General features: G+C 60.1%; 14 protein-coding genes and 5 tRNA genes. 15 read left to right on the top strand and 4 right to left on the bottom strand.

All coding sequences use genetic code 11. The features are described from left to right. Positions 1 to 284, top strand: a 284-nt coding sequence (locus tag VGG64_02305) for a hypothetical protein (GenBank protein HEY1598407.1), incomplete at its 5' end; no start/stop codon positions are given. A gap of 20 nt (positions 285 to 304) precedes the next feature. Here the strand turns inward: VGG64_02305 and VGG64_02310 are convergent. Together VGG64_02310 and VGG64_02315 are read right to left on the bottom strand one after the other, a co-directional pair. Next, entirely contained in the window at positions 305 to 1,270 is a 966-nt protein-coding gene (locus tag VGG64_02310) for a hypothetical protein (protein ID HEY1598408.1), read from the bottom strand. A 5-nt stretch (positions 1,271 to 1,275) separates the two neighbouring features. Beyond that, on the bottom strand, positions 1,276 to 1,938 hold the full coding sequence (locus VGG64_02315; protein ID HEY1598409.1) for a sigma-70 family RNA polymerase sigma factor: 663 nt from the start codon (positions 1,936 to 1,938) through the stop codon (positions 1,276 to 1,278). Positions 1,939 to 2,701: 763 nt separating this feature from the next. Between VGG64_02315 and VGG64_02320 the strand changes: the two genes are divergently transcribed. Further along, entirely contained in the window at positions 2,702 to 3,976 is a 1,275-nt protein-coding gene (locus tag VGG64_02320) for a DUF6786 family protein (protein ID HEY1598410.1), read from the top strand. A gap of 54 nt (positions 3,977 to 4,030) precedes the next feature. Beyond that, positions 4,031 to 4,720 carry a class I SAM-dependent methyltransferase gene (locus tag VGG64_02325; protein ID HEY1598411.1) on the top strand — a complete coding sequence of 230 codons (690 nt, stop codon included), beginning with the start codon at positions 4,031 to 4,033 and terminating at the stop codon, positions 4,718 to 4,720. 19 nt (positions 4,721 to 4,739) lie between these two features. Here the strand turns inward: VGG64_02325 and VGG64_02330 are convergent, their stop codons facing one another. Both VGG64_02330 and VGG64_02335 read right to left on the bottom strand, forming a co-directional pair. Further along, on the bottom strand, positions 4,740 to 5,519 hold the full coding sequence (locus VGG64_02330; GenBank protein ID HEY1598412.1) for a DUF3891 family protein: 780 nt from the start codon (positions 5,517 to 5,519) through the stop codon (positions 4,740 to 4,742). 103 nt (positions 5,520 to 5,622) lie between these two features. Further along, complete coding sequence (locus tag VGG64_02335) at positions 5,623 to 7,011, bottom strand: hypothetical protein (protein ID HEY1598413.1); 1,389 nt, start codon at positions 7,009 to 7,011, stop codon at positions 5,623 to 5,625. Positions 7,012 to 7,693: 682 nt separating this feature from the next. Here VGG64_02335 and VGG64_02340 point away from each other — a divergent pair. The 12 genes from VGG64_02340 (at position 7,694) to rplJ (ending at position 15,547) form a co-directional block, all read left to right on the top strand. Further along, entirely contained in the window at positions 7,694 to 9,361 is a 1,668-nt protein-coding gene (locus VGG64_02340; protein ID HEY1598414.1) for a sigma-70 family RNA polymerase sigma factor, read from the top strand. A gap of 349 nt (positions 9,362 to 9,710) precedes the next feature. Beyond that, a tRNA-Thr gene (locus VGG64_02345) sits at positions 9,711 to 9,783 on the top strand. A 78-nt stretch (positions 9,784 to 9,861) separates the two neighbouring features. Next, positions 9,862 to 9,943 (top strand) — tRNA-Tyr (locus VGG64_02350). 219 nt (positions 9,944 to 10,162) lie between these two features. Beyond that, positions 10,163 to 10,233, top strand: a tRNA-Gly gene (locus VGG64_02355). A gap of 208 nt (positions 10,234 to 10,441) precedes the next feature. Next, positions 10,442 to 10,514 (top strand) — tRNA-Thr (locus VGG64_02360). A gap of 69 nt (positions 10,515 to 10,583) precedes the next feature. Beyond that, positions 10,584 to 11,783 carry an elongation factor Tu gene (tuf, locus tag VGG64_02365; protein ID HEY1598415.1) on the top strand — a complete coding sequence of 400 codons (1,200 nt, stop codon included), beginning with the start codon at positions 10,584 to 10,586 and terminating at the stop codon, positions 11,781 to 11,783. Between the two features lie 87 nt (positions 11,784 to 11,870). After that, positions 11,871 to 11,946, top strand: a tRNA-Trp gene (locus VGG64_02370). 305 nt (positions 11,947 to 12,251) lie between these two features. Further along, positions 12,252 to 12,767 (top strand): preprotein translocase subunit SecE, encoded by a 516-nt coding sequence (gene secE / locus VGG64_02375; protein HEY1598416.1) that lies wholly within the window; start codon positions 12,252 to 12,254, stop codon positions 12,765 to 12,767. Positions 12,768 to 12,771: 4 nt separating this feature from the next. Continuing rightward, entirely contained in the window at positions 12,772 to 13,602 is an 831-nt protein-coding gene (gene nusG, locus VGG64_02380) for a transcription termination/antitermination protein NusG (GenBank protein ID HEY1598417.1), read from the top strand. A 99-nt stretch (positions 13,603 to 13,701) separates the two neighbouring features. Next, positions 13,702 to 14,127: a 50S ribosomal protein L11 gene (gene rplK, locus VGG64_02385; GenBank protein ID HEY1598418.1), complete on the top strand. Its 426-nt coding sequence runs from the start codon at positions 13,702 to 13,704 to the stop codon at positions 14,125 to 14,127. Between the two features lie 69 nt (positions 14,128 to 14,196). Continuing rightward, positions 14,197 to 14,877 (top strand): 50S ribosomal protein L1, encoded by a 681-nt coding sequence (gene rplA, locus VGG64_02390; protein HEY1598419.1) that lies wholly within the window; start codon positions 14,197 to 14,199, stop codon positions 14,875 to 14,877. Positions 14,878 to 14,974: 97 nt separating this feature from the next. Continuing rightward, a complete protein-coding gene (gene rplJ, locus VGG64_02395) occupies positions 14,975 to 15,547 on the top strand; it encodes a 50S ribosomal protein L10 (protein ID HEY1598420.1) in 573 nt (190 codons plus the stop codon). Positions 15,548 to 15,566: the final 19 nt, after the last annotated feature.

Raw genomic sequence — 15,566 nt, forward strand, 5'->3', positions numbered from 1 at the left:
GTGGCTACGCGACACAGATTCCGGCGGCAAAAATGCAAACCAATTTGTGGTTGTTGCCACCAGGGCCCTATTTCCCGACAAGGAATCTTAAAGAAAAGTTAAATTTTACTACCGTCGATCAAAATCGGCGGTGGCAAGCTCCCCTCCTGAGCCCGCCAGGAAATGGTGCCGATCCCATCGATGAATGCTGCCAAGGCGGGTGGGGCGCCGCGGAGCAATTTGCGGCAAGAGAGAGCGCAGCCTCGCGCGATGCTCCAGTCGAGGAATTACCCAGGGCGCGCTAGGGGCCACTCTTACACCGCGTCTAGCGGGTGAGATCGACTTGCACAGGAATGGGAGGGATCGAGCTATTGCAGATCGACGAGTCGTTCTCGCCGCGGCCGGCTCCCTTGGTGCCAAAGTCGTTGACGTAGATGTGGTCGCCGTTTTCTATCAGGCGGGGAATCACGATGAACACCACCCGTCCGCTCTGGCACAGAACGTTCTGACCGCGCGGGCCATGATTCGAACTGCCGTCGGGTCCTAGTTCGGCGACCGCGTCGGCCATGACCGCAAAGTATTCTCGACCGCAAGCCCGCGTCGCGACGTATCGTTTGTTTTCGATGTGGCCGGGGTGATAGCCGTAGCTGCCCCCCATGGTTCGATGCCAGATCTGCAGCGTAACCGCATTCGCGCTACGCAATTGTACGACCGTGGGTATGCGGAAGTCTTGTTGATTCGCGAGCGAGGACTCGGGGCAAACCACGCTCGACGGCGTGCCGATCATGCCCGCCTGTTGCAGGGTGGGGGCATAGCTGCCCGCGGCGGCCAACGGCCCCGAGGCGGGTACGAACGGCAAGCAGCCATAGGTTTGGCCGTACTGAGTCAGCGCCATGCCCAGCAAGCGGAGCTTGTCCTGACAGGCAGTCAGCCGGGCGCCGGCCCGACTGTTCTGAATCGCCGGAAACACGAGCATCGAAGCAACGAGAAAGATGCCGGCGGCCACCGCATAGTCCGGAATGCGCCAGGCGCCGGCGCTACTGGCCGTCTGACCGAGGCTGCTCCAGCCGGCGTGAGCCCGCACGAATCGAAAGGTCCGCGACCCCAGGCCAGGCGGTGGATCGAGCTCGCGTTCTTCCTCTTCGGCGTCCTCGTCTAGGATACCGAGTGAAGCCCGCAGCTGTTCAAGCTCGCGGCGCAATTCAGGATCGTGGTCCAGTGCCGCCTCGACCGAGGCAAGCTCCGAAGGTTCCAACGCTCCCAGCAGATAGCCCAGCAGTTGCTCGCGCATCGCTCTCAGCGATCTCCGCTCGATTGGGCGCTATTCCAAGCTTCGTTCAACTTGGTTATCGCGGTGTGCAGCCGACTCTTTACCGTGCCGACGGGCACCTTCAAGACTTCGGCTGCTTCACGATACTTTAGGCCCTGATAGTAAACCAGCGTTATTGCGCCTTTTAAGGCTTCCGGAAGCCCCCCGACCGAATCACGAATCCAACGCCGACGCTCTTCGGCGTCGGCTTCCTTCACCGGCCCCGCCTCACGGCTGACCAGCAACTCGGACAGCGAACCCAGGTCTTCCTCGGACTCACCCTTCTGGCGGCGGTCCAAGCTGACCATCCGATGTCTTTTGTTTCTACGTTGCGCGTCGATGGCTTGGTTCGTGGCAATTGTGTACAGCCAGGGGCGAAATTTTCGCCCGGCCTCGAATTGGCCGCATTTCAGATGGACTTGCAAAAATGTCCCCTGAAAAGCGTCCTCTGCCATCGCCGCGTCCCCCAGGTAGCGGCGCAGGTAGCTGTATAGCTCGCGCTCGTACCGGTGGACCAGGGTCCCAAATACCTGGGGATCTCCCTGGCTGCAATAGCGGTCCAACAGGTCCTCGTCGCTCCATTGCGCGAGAACCGACGGCGCCGCCACGGGCTTTTGTGACTTTCGGTCGGTCTGCAATGCTTTGTTCATAATTCTGCTCGCACTCTCAGGAGCCGTCTGGCCCCTACTAAACGTTCATTCTACCAAAAAGATTCGCTGCGCTGGTTTTTCGGATTCTGGCGGTAATTCTTGCTTGGATGCCAAAGTGGCATTCACTGCATTCCTACCGCTTCTCTGACCCGTACATTTGCAAACCCTGTGCCCCATGCCAGGGCCACTTGTCGGAATCCCTCGCGGACCTCGTTCAAAGCGATGTAACCAATTGTTATTAAACATATTAAGACTTTTCATCTGAAGCAGAATCGATTTCCGATAGCACCGCCGGCGGGGTCAGGATTTGTCTCGCGGCTTACAACTCTCGGCCCCCAGTGTTTGATCTTGCGGCACGTGGGTGTACGGATCTGGCCGCGGGCTGGGTCGAAAGATCCACGACTAGAATGTATTCTGTAAGTCATTATAAATTAGATAGTTATGTTCTATTAATCGAACGATGTAGGCACCTTTTTTTGGCCGGTTTTTATTAGCCAAATGCCCCGAATTAGTTAGGGCTGTGTCTCGCTCTGAGTCAATCTGACGACACAATTGAAGGGACTGGACAGCGCCCTGGTGCCAAGCCGTCAGTTTACTAACCATAACGGGGGGTGTGTGCTAACTTTGTTCGCCGCCCGACGCCACCGGCGAGCCCTGGGGGACGAGGTACTTTTGCCGAGATTCTGAAGCATGCGAATCGACCCCGCTGCGAGCTCGTTTTCGCTAGACTGTGCTCGAGCTGATGAGAAAAAAGGAGACGCCGATGCGATCCCGTTCAAGCAACTCCCTTTTCGTGGCGATTTTGCTGGCGGCGTTGCTTACGCCATCGGTCGCGCCGCAAGCGAAAGCACAGAAGGCCGCAGCCATGCCCCAGACCTATGCCGAGGCCAAGGACTTTCTCACGCGTCATACTCGCGTCATCGAGCTCAAGGGAGAAGGAGACGCCCTGATTGCCGTCTGCCCCGATTTTCAAGGGCGGATCATGACGTCGACCTGTGCCGGACCGCAGGGCGCGAGCCAGGGCTGGGTCAATTACGACTTCATCACGGCCGGCAAGCATAGTCCTGCGTTCAACAACTACGGCGGCGAGGATCGCTTCTGGCTCGGGCCCGAGGGGGGGCAATTCGGCCTCTTCTTTCAACTGGCAATGAAACAGGTCGTGCAAAACTGGTACACGCCCGCGGAACTTAACACGGGCGCCTTCCGTGTCGAGTCGCAGGACGCCGGCAGTTGTCGCCTGACGCGTCATGTACGCGTAACGAATGCTTCGGCCGCCTCGTTCGATCTGGATGTCGTGCGCGAGCTGCGTACGTTGCCGATCAAACGTTTTGGCGAACTCTTCGGTGACACGGCCGCCAGCCAGGCGCGCAACCACGATGCGCATTACGTCGGCTTCGAAAGCGTCAACTCCGCTACCAACTTCGGACCCACGGCCTGGGAGATGGAATCGGGGTTGGTATCGCTCTGGTCGCTCGGGCAATTTCCCGCTGGCGAACAGACCGTAATCGTCGTGCCCTACAAACCGGGCAGCGAGCAGGAACTTGGGCCGGTCGTGCAGTCGGATTACTTCGGCTCTGTTCCGTCGGACCGATTACAGGTCGCGCCTGCCGTGGTGTTGTTTCGCGCCGATGGACAATTTCGGGCCAAGCTTGGCGTCTCGGCCAAACGGGTTCGACCCTTTGCCGGATCGGTCGACTTGCGCACAGGCGTGCTGACACTTGTTCACTTCAGCCTGCCCAAAGACCCGGCGGCCGATTATTACGTGAACAACACGTGGGAGATATTGCAGAAGAAGGCCTACGCCGGCGACGTCTTCAACACCTACAACGACGGACCGTCCGAGCCAGGGGCAAAGGCCCTGGGCAGCTTTTACGAACTGGAAACGCTGTCGCCGACGAGGCCCTTGCCCAAGGGAGGAAAGCTCTCGCATGACCATCGCACATTCCACATCCAGGCCACGCCGGCGTTGCTGACGAAGTTGGTCAAAGAGACGCTCGGCGTCGAGATTGAAGACCTCCGCAAGTTCCTCGGCAAGTAGCCGCGCAGGCGGGCGCAGCAGGCTTTTGGAATCGCACAGGCAGGTGGACAGACGATGCTTTCACGCGTGCTGGAACCCGAGGTGATGGAGTCGCCGGCCGAGGCGATCGATTACGATCGCATGGATCATGCGGCGGTGAACCAGGTGTTTGTCGACGATCTCTTGGCTTCGGCCCCCGAAATTCTCTCGGCTGAAGAGCGCAGTCTGGATGTGCTCGACATCGGCACCGGCACGGCGCAAATCCCCATCGCGCTATGTCGTCGCACAACAGCCTTGCGTGTCATGGCCATCGACTTGGCCGTGGCCATGCTGCACGTCGGTCGGGGGAACGTCGAGGTGGCGGGCCTGATGGATTGCATTCGGCTCGACCGCATCGATGCCAAGCAGTTGCCCTATGAAGAGGGGCGCTTCGCGATCGTGATATCAAACAGTATCGTGCACCACATTCCCGATCCGCGCGACGTGCTGCGCGAAGCAGTGCGCGTGTTGACTCCCGGCGGGCTGATCTTCGTGCGCGATTTGTTGCGGCCCGCCGACGATCGCGAGGTCGAGCACCTGGTGGCGGCCTACGCTGCCGGAGCAAACGACCACCAGCGGCAATTATTCGATCAATCTCTGCGGGCCGCCCTGAGCCTGGACGAAGTGCGCGATTTGGCCGTGGCCGCGAGTCTGCCGCCTGGAACCGTCGCCCAGACCAGTGATCGGCACTGGACGCTGGCGTGGCGCAAAACCGCTGCGCAATAAGCGTTTTTTTGTGGGGCCGCTACGGCGCGGCGGTCAATTTGAATCGCAGCTCGTTCGGTTCTCCTGGTGTGGCGGCCAAGGCCGCGCGACTGGCGTAGTGACGTACCGGCACCCGGCGGGTCGTCATAGTCCAGGTCAAGCGGTCGACCGTCAGCGGCCAGGGCCGGACCGTGAAGTGCGTCGAATCTCTTGGCTCGAAGACAACTTCCGTTCCGTCGGGCGTCGCAAACAATTCTGGTTCGCTGCGCGGCGCGGCGCAGAGCCACAGACTCAAACGATCGAAGAACTGCAAATACGCCAGGGCCTGATCGACCATCCTGCGCGTGCGTACTGAGGGGTTCTCGCGCTGCCACTGCATGAACCAGATTTCGCGCTGTTCCGACTGCTCGTTGAGGAACTCGCGGCTGAGCTGAAACTGCCGCGGATCGACGCTCCATCGCGGCGCGGCCTGCTGCAAGAGCGCATTGAAATGGGCACTCACCACATGAGCTGCCAAGGGTCCCTGCTCGGCCGCCAAATCGATCGAGCGGCGCCAGATCGTGGTGGCCGCTTCGAGCGGCATCTCGACAAAGCTCAGCGGCCGGCCCGAGACCGGATCGACGTCCGGGGCCGAGTCCCATTCGGCCCAGCCATCGTCGTGCAGGCCGATGGCCTCGATCAGCTCGTCATGCGGCTCGATCTTGGCCAATGTCGGCGCCGCCCACGTTTCGGCCAGTCCACCAGAAAGCCATGCGTGCTCGATCTGCGGCACGAGTACCCAGGACTCGAACGAGTCGTTTCTTTCCAGACGTCGCAGCATGCGGCCAATTCTCCCTCTGGCCCGATTATATCCGGACTGGGGAGCGCGGAAGGGGCCGGCACTGTTGCGTGCGACAGCGCCGCCTGGCGGACACTTGTGATTGTTATTTTCGCGCGGGGGCGACCGTCGGCTGGGCTGCCATTTCGGTCTTGGCGTCGATAAATCGCAGCGTGGCCAACATCGACGAGTCGCTAGCGCCGAAGCGCTCGACGAGGTCCGCTTCCATCGTGAAGGCCAGCACCACTTGCTGGCCGCGCGCGTCGGCGACCAGGTAGTAGTTCCATTGGATCGGCAAGGTTTCGACCTCGCCGGATGCTACTACACGGCAGGTGTTATGCCCCGCGGAATTCTCCGACTCGCTGGCCGAAATGAACTGCTTGAAATGCTTGCCCAAGGACTGCTGCACGTCCTCCTGAAACTTGGCCAGCGTAAAACGCTTTCCTTCCGGACCAGCCGCCAACGCCGAGACATTGCACTGGGCCACCAGCTCGCCACGATCCACCAGGCGTAGTGCCGCGGTCTTGCCCGCCTCGCTGACAACGTGCCAGGCGCGATCGTGCAGGAATTGGAACCGTCCCTCGGGCGAACTGTATTCCAGCAACAATTGCTCCGGCCCTGGGTCGAGGCTGAAATCCGCCAACACCTCGTCGGCGAGCGCTGGACAGGCGCTGGCCGGGGCAATTTTCATTTGCAGGCGGGCCGTCACGTCGACCCCGGGAGCCACATGCCCAATCGCGCGTTTCTCCTTGACCAGCAGTGCAAACCAAGTGACGCGATTCTGCTGCAGGTCGAATTTGTAGCGCCCCTTGAGTTCGATTTCAGTCGAGACTCCGTCGATCGCACCGTGCACCGTGCCGGCCAACTCCAACTGAGCCCCGGTATCGGTAACTTCCTTGAACGTGGTCGAGACCTCACTCTGTCCAATCGCGTCGAGGTTCAGTAGCGCCGCCAACAGATCGTCGCTGTGTTGCCACTTGTCGCCTGGTGCCACCGGCTCGTTCGGCAACAATTGCTCGACGAGCAAGCTGCAGGCCGGGATCGTGATGAGATCCAGCTCCTCTTGCGTCAGTGGTCCCGAGGGGCTGAACAACGTCAGTTGCCGCTCTCCGGTGGCCAAAGCCACCAGCCGTCGGTCGTCGCGAAGACGGGCTTTGGTGGTGCCCTTGTCGATCTTGATCACCGCGTCGCAGCGACGGTATTGGCGCACGCCGCGCGTCTCGCCGGCGGCCTTGCCCGCTGCCCCGAGCTTCTCGTCATAGACCAAGGTGCCGACGACGCTGGTTTTCAGATGGTGCGTTTTCTTGTCTTTCTCGTCCTGCAATGTGAGCTCGCCGCCGACCTCGAGCAGAACCTCAACTTGCGAGACCTCGCCCGTCTGGCGCCCCGTGGCGAGCGAGTATTCCTTGGCATCAACCCGATCGACGGCGGTCGACATCACGGCCAGCAGCGTCAGGAGGATCGACGTCCGCGACTTGCAGCTCTTTCCCAGCATCTCCAAATCCCTTGATCTATGAGAGAGGTACTATTTCATCGTGGGGCAGCGCAACCGTACGAATCGCTAAATCGACGTGCGGCCGGCAGGTAGTTCAAGCCAAATATTCGGAACATCCTGCTGGCATCGACGGTGCCTAGCTGGTGTGCTATCGCCTGCCGCATAAGAGAGCGAATCCAGGGGCTTTTTCGGGTTCTACCCCTTGCGGGCGGTGGGGCACCTGCGTAGCTGCAAGCACGGTCTTGTAGGGGCTCTTATGGCGGTACAGGGTGGGAGCAGCGCGGTTCCTGGATCGCCCGAACGGAAAAACCGCGTACGGCACGACTTATGCTGAACATCGCGAGTCATTCGCTGATGTGCCAAAGTGTCGTCTCGGAAATAAACCGGCCCGGCTCGCGAACTTTTCATAGTCCACTGGACACTTTGTTACGTAGGACTATTAAATGATGCGGTTCGAGTTGCCGATTGACGGCCGTTTGTACGCCAAGAATTGAATTTTTTGCGAAAAAAAGGAGCGGCCGGTGTAAGAGTTTGCTATCAGGCCGGTACTTGCTTTCTGGAGGTGCGTGCTGGGGACCATGACTGCCCCTGGCAATGCACCATGGAGATATACAGGAGAGACTTTGTCGGGCGCAGGAGCCGCAGGGAACACCGACAGGGCGTATAGGAGAGTGAGGGCGTCATGCACAGCGATTATCTCAGCCCTGCCATCCGTGAACTTCGTGATCAACAGGTCCGTTTCGCCCCGCGCGAGCGTAAGCTGGCGCAGGTCGACCGTGCGGAGAAGCTCTTGCCAGAGCTCGATCCTAAGCGGACCTATACTTACGAATACCTGTGCTACCGTGTGACCGATTTCCGCCCGGAGTCGTATCCGGACGTGCGCCTCTCGGGTCGGCATGCCAAGCACGATTTGCGTCTGTTCATCGAGGACGTTTCGGACGCGGCCGACGTGCCGGTCGAAGCGGCCGCCGAGCCGGTGTTGACCGTCAGCGAGTTGAGCAAACGCTTCCAGGTCTCGACGAAGACAATTTCCCGCTGGCGCCGCCAGGGGCTGGTTAGCCGCCGCTTCTTGTTCCACGGGCGCAAGCGAGTCGGGTTCTTGAAGAGCTCGGTCGATCGTTTCGTGGCCGGGAATGAAGAGCGCGTCCGCCGTGGTAGCAACTTCAGCCAGCTGACGGCCGAGGAGCGCGCCGCGATCATCGTCAAGGCACGCCGTTTGGCTCAAGCCGGTGGCTGCCCCGCCGAGGTGACTCGTCGCCTGGCCGAGAGCATGGGTCGTAGCGTGGAGACGATTCGCTACACGCTCAAGCAATTCGACCAAGAGCACCCCGATGCGGCGGTGTTTCCCGAGTCGACCGGCCCGTTGGACGACGGGGCCAAGAAGAAGATCTATCAACAGTACCGCCGCGGCGTGTCGGTCGAGGCTTTGGCCACGTCCCACTGCCGTACCAAGACCAGCATCTATCGTGTCATCAATGAGATGCGGGCCGCGCGGATCATGGAATTGCCGTTGGACTACATCGATAGCCCGATGTTTGCCAAGGCCAATGCCGAGCGGATCGTCCTGGGGCCCGCCCCGGATGGTCCTCCCGCGCCCAAGAAGCCGCGGTTGCCCAGCGGGCTGCCAACCTATTTGGCCAGTCTGTACGAAGTGCCGCTGCTGACACGCGAGCAAGAGGTCCACTTGTTCCGCAAGTTGAATTATCTGAAGTACCGGGCCTCGAAGCTGCGGGCCACGCTGGATCCGCAGCAAGCACGCAGCACGGTCATGGATCAGATCGAGCGGAGCTATGAAGACGCGGTGGCCACGAAGAACCAGATCGTGCGCGCCAATTTGCGTTTGGTGGTCTCGATCGCCAAGCGGCACGTAGGCTCGGGCGATAACTTCTTCGAGCTGGTGAGCGACGGCAACATGTCGCTGATCCGGGCTGCCGAGAAGTTCGATTTCGGACGGGGAAACAAGTTCAGCACGTACGCCAGCTGGGCGATCATGAAGAACTTTGCCCGAACGATTCCGGACGAGTTGCGTCACCGGGACCGCTATCGGACCAGTACCAGCGAGATGTTTTCGGCGACCGAGGACGGGCGAAGCGACCAATTCGCCCAAGAAAGTGCCCAGAATCTGCGAGAAAACCAGATTGGCAAGATTTTGGAGCGACTTGACGAACGCGAGCAAAAGATTATCATTAGCCGGTTCGGGCTTTCGCGCGGCCATGAACCCCTGACCTTGAAAGAGGTTGGGGCTGAGATGGGCGTGACCAAGGAGCGGATTCGTCAGATCGAAGCCCGCGCCTTGGACAAGCTGCGTCGCGCTGCGGAAGAGGAAAAGATCGAGGTTCCTGGGCTGTAATAGCCTGCGGCCTCGATCGTGGATTGGTCGATAATTCCGCTGAAAGTTTGGTCAGGTTTTTTTTCACACGCCGCTGGGGCTCGTCCCCTGCGGCGTGTTTCGTGGCGCCGCAAGATAGCGGATCCAACTCGAAAGGACGGTAGCAGCAGCCTGTCAGGGAAAGTTGGTCGCGGCCGGCAATCTGGCGCGCGGAGGCTGTTGGTACTTCTTGGCAGGCGACGATTCTTCGTCGCAATCGCTCGGCTTTGGCACGCTGGTGAATCGTGTGCCGCCGAATTTCAGAGACGAGATATTGCAGGCGTAGTGAAGATCACTATATTTGATAGTTTTCGTATGGCGAGTCACGCAGGCTAGCGTAGCTCAACTGGCAGAGCAGCTGATTTGTAATCAGCAGGTTGTGGGTTCAAGTCCCTCCGCTAGCTTCGTAGAGAGGTTCTGCGGCGGTGACCGGAGGGGTGGCCCCTTTGATGGAGTATTACGGCGTTTAACGACCAGCCGGCGGGGGGTTTCCCGAGTGGTCAAAGGGGTCAGACTGTAAATCTGATGGCATTGCCTTCGCAGGTTCGAATCCTGCACCCCCCATTGCCCGACGTCTGCGTGTAACGCATTGATATGCAGGTGTTTGTTGGGCTAGTGAGTGCAGTTTTGTGGTCGCGGTAGTGCTACCAGAGCGGCAGTATTGGCAGAGTGGCAGAACGCAAGAGTGACGGGCCGAGTGTGGATCGCGGCGGAGGTTGGTCTCGACGCCTGCGGATTCGCAGCTCGGGGTCGAGTCGGACGAAAGTCTGCAGCAAGTAAGGTGCGGGTGTAGCTCAATGGTAGAGCAATAGCCTTCCAAGCTGAAGACGAGGGTTCGATTCCCTTCACCCGCTTGGATTTTTTTGTCGGTGTCGTGTAGCGGTCCCCGGTTCGATCAAGTCGAGCCGCAGCGGACGGAAAGACGCAGGAATAAAGCAAACCAAGAGTTGAAATGGTCGGAGGGTTGGCGGGCTTGTGGTACGGGTCCGTTGTCCTTGGCGTGTCCACAGGTCGTAGCCAGGCGCCGCAGCGTACGAAGGCCGTCGCAGGCGGCCGGCGGAGGCTGCTGTAGCTCAGCTGGTAGAGCGCGTCCTTGGTAAGGACGAGGTCATGGGTCCGAGTCCCATCAGCAGCTCTTGTTCAATAAACGCTCAATCGTACTTCGAGAGACAAAGCAAGCCGAAATAAGGGAGATTGGATCGCAATGGCGAAGCAGACCTTTGAACGTAAGAAGCCGCACGTCAACGTTGGTACGATTGGGCACATCGACCACGGGAAAACCACCCTCACCGGTGCCATCCTGTCGGTGCAGGCCGCCAAGGGCATGGCCAGCTTCAAGTCGTATTCCGATATCGCCAAGGGCGGTACGGTTCGCGACGAGACCAAGACGGTGACTATCGCCGTCAGCCACGTCGAATACGAGACCGACAAGCGGCACTACGCCCATATCGACTGTCCGGGTCACGCGGACTTCATCAAAAACATGATCACCGGCGCCGCCCAGATGGACGGGGCGATCCTGGTCGTGTCGGCCGCTGACGGTCCGATGCCCCAGACTCGCGAGCACATCTTGTTGGCACGTCAGGTCGGTGTGCCGGCGTTGGTCGTGTTCCTCAACAAGTGCGACCTGGTCGACGACCCCGAGTTGCTCGAGTTGGTCGAAATGGAAATGCGTGAGCTGTTGACGCATTATGGCTTCCCCGGCGACGAGATCCCGATCATTCGTGGTGCGGCTCGTCCGGCCTACGAGAATCCGAAGGATCCGGCCGCCAACAAGTGCATCGGCGAATTGCTGGACGCGGTCGATTCCTACATTCCCGAGCCGGTGCGCGAGGTCGACAAGCCCTTCCTGATGGCTGTCGAAGACGTCTTCTCGATCGAAGGCCGTGGTACGGTCGCGACCGGCAAGATCGAGCGCGGCGTGGTTCACGTGGGTGACGAAATCGAAGTGGTCGGCCTCACCAAGGAAGGCCGCAAGACGACCGTCACGGGCGTGGAAATGTTCAACAAGACCCTGGATCAGGGCCAGGCGGGCGACAACGTCGGTTGCTTGCTGCGTGGTATCAAGCGTGACGACATTGAGCGTGGCCAGGTATTGGCCAAGCCGGGCTCGATTACGCCGCACTTCAAGTTCGAGGCCGAGGTGTACGTCTTGTCGAAGGAAGAGGGTGGCCGCCATACGCCGTTCTTCAGCGGCTACCGTCCGCAGTTCTACTTCCGTACGACCGACGTGACGGGAAATGCCAACTTGGCTGGTGACGCAGAGATGTGCATGCCTGGCGATAACGCCCGTCTGAGCATCGAGCTGATCAGCCCGATCGCGATGGACGACGGAGTTCGCTTCGCCATTCGCGAAGGGGGTAAGACCGTCGGTTCGGGCGTGGTAACCAAGATTCTTGAGTAGTGAAAACTTGCGGCACGATCGAGAGCAGGAATGTCGGCAGAGCGGTTCTGTTGGCAGCTCGGCAGTGTCGGTAGATAGGGACCCCTTAGGGGCGTAGCTCAACTGGCAGAGCGCTGGTCTCCAAAACCAGAGGTTGCGAGTTCGATTCCCGCCGCCCCTGCCATGATTGCCGCGACGGAAAGCGGTCCAAGGCTCCCCTGCCGGGAGCGTGGACCTTCTCCGCCGCAACTGAGACGCGTTGTGAGGTGATTTTGAAATGCAGGTTTCGGCCCTGGCGGGTACGGGCTGGAAGGCAGACTGGTTGGCTGGCCTGCGCGGCTGGCCCCGTTGCTGGAGCACGAAGCTCACCCTCGGGGAGTGAAGGTCACGCCAGGCAGTTTCGCTGTCCTGTATGGCCAACGCCCTGAAAGACTGTCGCGCTTGGGTAGTCGTTCCATGATGAAAGAGGCAAATACAACAGTCGGCGCCATGTGGCGTGATCTGTTCAGTCTGGGCTTCTACAAGCGGAGCCAAGGCCGGATCGCGCGACAAGTCACGGCTATCGTGTTGGCGCTGGTGGTGGCGTTGGCCGCGTTGTCGTTGTGGGACTACCTGGGCGGCAAGGTACTGCCGTTTACGAACTTGATTTTGGTCGAAGCTCCCGCCGGTCAGCAGGCCACGCCGGAGCAGTTGGAATTGATTAGCAGTCGCAAGGCGATTTTCGATTCGGTCAACGGATATGCACACTATGTGATTCCGATGATCGTGTTGTTTGGTGGTTTTTGGCTGGCCTTTCGGGCCGTCAACATCCCGCGGTTTGCCGACTTTTTGATCGCTGTCGAAGCGGAGATGAACAAGGTTTCGTGGCCGTCACGAACCGAGATGTTCCGCAGTACGATCGTCGTGATTGTGACGATTTTTGGCCTGGCGTTCGTGCTGTTTGGCTACGACTTGATTTGGCGGACGTTGCTCGATTTGATCGGTGTACTCCCCAGTAGTTTGTAATTCCGTGGGTTGCCGAGAAGTGGCGCCGGCCTCGGGCCGAGCCGATCACACAGGTTTGGTGGTGGTGGACGAAATGAACTTACCAGTCGATGAGCCGATGGCAGCAGGGGGCGATACGCCGGCCGACTTGACGGCCGATAGTTCGCAGCCGCCCGTGCTGCCCGAGGCCCCGGCCGTACCGCAAAGGGCCGAACTCAAGGCCAGTCACGAGCCGACGGCGCCGGATTCAATGTCCGACGCGTCCGGTGATGACGACCGGCCCGCGGCGGCTCCGATCGAAGAGACTCCGCCCGAGCCGACTGGGGATCGTCACTGGTACATCCTGAAGGTGCAAAGCAACCGCGAAGATTCGATTCGCGACGCGCTCGAGCGACGGATCAAGATCGCCGGACTGCAAGGCTTCTTCGGCGAGATTATCGTCCCCACCGAAACAGTCACCGAATTCAAGGCGGGCAAGAAACGCGTCGTCAAGCGCAAGCTGTATCCCGGCTACATCGTCGTCAACATGGAGATCACCGAAGACTCCTGGTTCCTGGTGCGCGAGACGCCAGGTATTGGCGATTTCACCGGTTCCGGCGGCAAGCCCAGTCCGATGCTGGCCAGCGAAGTCGGCCGCATCGTGGCTAAGTCGGAAGAGAAGACCGACGAGGCACCCAAGCTGAAGATTAGCTGCAAGCATGGGGACCGCGTAAAAATCAACGAAGGGACGTTTGAAAACTTCGAGGGAGACGTCGACACCATCGACGAGCAGAACGGCCGCGTGACGGTGATGATCAACATTTTTGGACGTTCCACTCCCGTCGAGTTGGAATACTGGCAGATCGAGGCATTGTAGAAATTGCACCGCGTCAGAAGTCGTCCGCGGGCGGCAGCAGCCTGGTCCCGCGACGGTCGCGAACACGAGTCACCATTTTTTACTGGGTAAGCAGGCGTCATGGCGAAGCAGCTTGTGGCACAAGTCAAGTTTCAGGTTCCCGGTGGGCAAGCCACGCCTGCTCCCCCGGTCGGCACTTCGTTGGGCCGCTTCGGCGTGAACCTGGGGCAATTCGTGATGCAGTTCAACGAGCGCACACGCGACGCCGGCGGCATGCCGATCCCCGTCGTGGTGACGGTCTACAACGACCGCAGCTTCGAGTTCATCATCAAGAGTCCGCCGGCCGCCGCGCTATTGAAGCAGGCAGCTCAGATCGCCAAGGGGTCGGGCGTGCCAAACAAGGATAAAGTCGGCAAGGTAACTGCGGCACAAGTGGCCGAGATCGTCAAGACGAAGATGGCGGACCTTAACGCCCGCGATGTCGAACATGCCAAGCGGATGGTCGAGGGGACCGCGCGGAGTATGGGGATCACGATCGAGGGTTAGTCGCTCGGGGCGGACCAGTGACGGCAATAGCAATACGACAGCAAAACACTTAAGCACTCGCGGATCACGATGCCAAAAGAAACTAAAAGAATGAAGGCCGCTCTGGCCAAGGTGCCGAGCCAAGAAACGGTGCCGCTGGCCGAAGCGGTGAACGTGTTGAAGCAATTCAACACCACGAAGTTCGACCAGTCCGTCGAAGTCGCCGTGCGGTTGGGCATCGACGCCAAGCAGGCCGATCAGCTGGTGCGCGGATCGATCGTGCTGCCGCACGGCATCGGCAAATCGCTACGCGTCGTGGTGTTCGCCAAGGGTGATCTGGCCGAGCAAGCCAAGACGGCGGGCGCGGCCGAAGTCGGCGCCGAGGAGTTGGCCAAGAAGATCAAGGACGGTTGGACGGAGTTCGACGTGTGCATCGCCGCTCCCGACATGATGGGCCTGGTGGGCCCGTTGGGACGCGTGTTGGGCCCCCGCGGCCTGATGCCGTCGCCCCGTGCCGGCACCGTCACGCAAGAGATCGCCAAGACCGTCAAAGAGTACAAGGCTGGCAAGGTGGAGTTCCGCAACGACGCGGCGGGCATCGTGCATGCCGTGGCCGGCAAGCTGAGCTTCGACGCCAAGCAACTGATCGAAAATATTCAGGCCTTTATCGATCACATTCAGGCCCTCAAGCCGCACGGCGTGAAGGGGCATTACGTTAAGGGGATTTCGATCAGCGCGACGATGAGCCCCGGTATCCGCATCGCGGCTTAGTGGTCTGGCGCAGATACAGCGTGTAAGTAAACAGCGTGTAAGCAAAAACAGCGTGTAAAAAACGAATTGCGTCTAGCGAATCGCGAGCAAGTGAGTCATGAGCAAGTACGTCAAGAATCTGCTGTCGGACGACCTGAAGCAGCGTTGGCAAGGTGTCGAGAGCCTGCTGCTGGTGACGGTGACCGGCATCAACGCCAATAACACCAGCGCCCTTCGCAAGCGGCTGCGCGACAAAAACATTCACCTGACGATGGTGAAGAACAGCATGGCCCGCCGGGCTGCCGAGGGGACGCCGTTGGCGGCCGCCTTTACCAGCACCGAGGGCTCGCTGGCCGCGGTGTGGGGAGGTGAGGACATCGTCGCGCTCGCCAAGGATGTGATCAAGGTCGCCGAGGATAAGCAGTTCGCCCCGTTCGCCCCCCGTGGGGGCGTGATGGAAGGGGTGGCACTGACTCCGGACCAGGTCTTCGCGGTCAGCAAATGGCCCAGCCGGCAAGAGCAGCTCAGCATTTTGGTAGGCCAGATTCTTTCGCCGGGGGCGAACCTGGTCAGCCAGCTCACCAGCGTGGGCGGAGCCCTGGCCAGTCAGATCAAGCAGAAATCCGAGGGAGCCGACGAGGCTGGTGCAGCCGATGCCGAGCCCGCCGCTGAGGCGGCCCCCGCCACTTAGTACACAGATTTTATTTGCC

The sequence above is a fragment of the Pirellulales bacterium genome (genome assembly GCA_036490175.1).
Classification (GTDB): Bacteria; Planctomycetota; Planctomycetia; order Pirellulales; family JACPPG01; genus JACPPG01.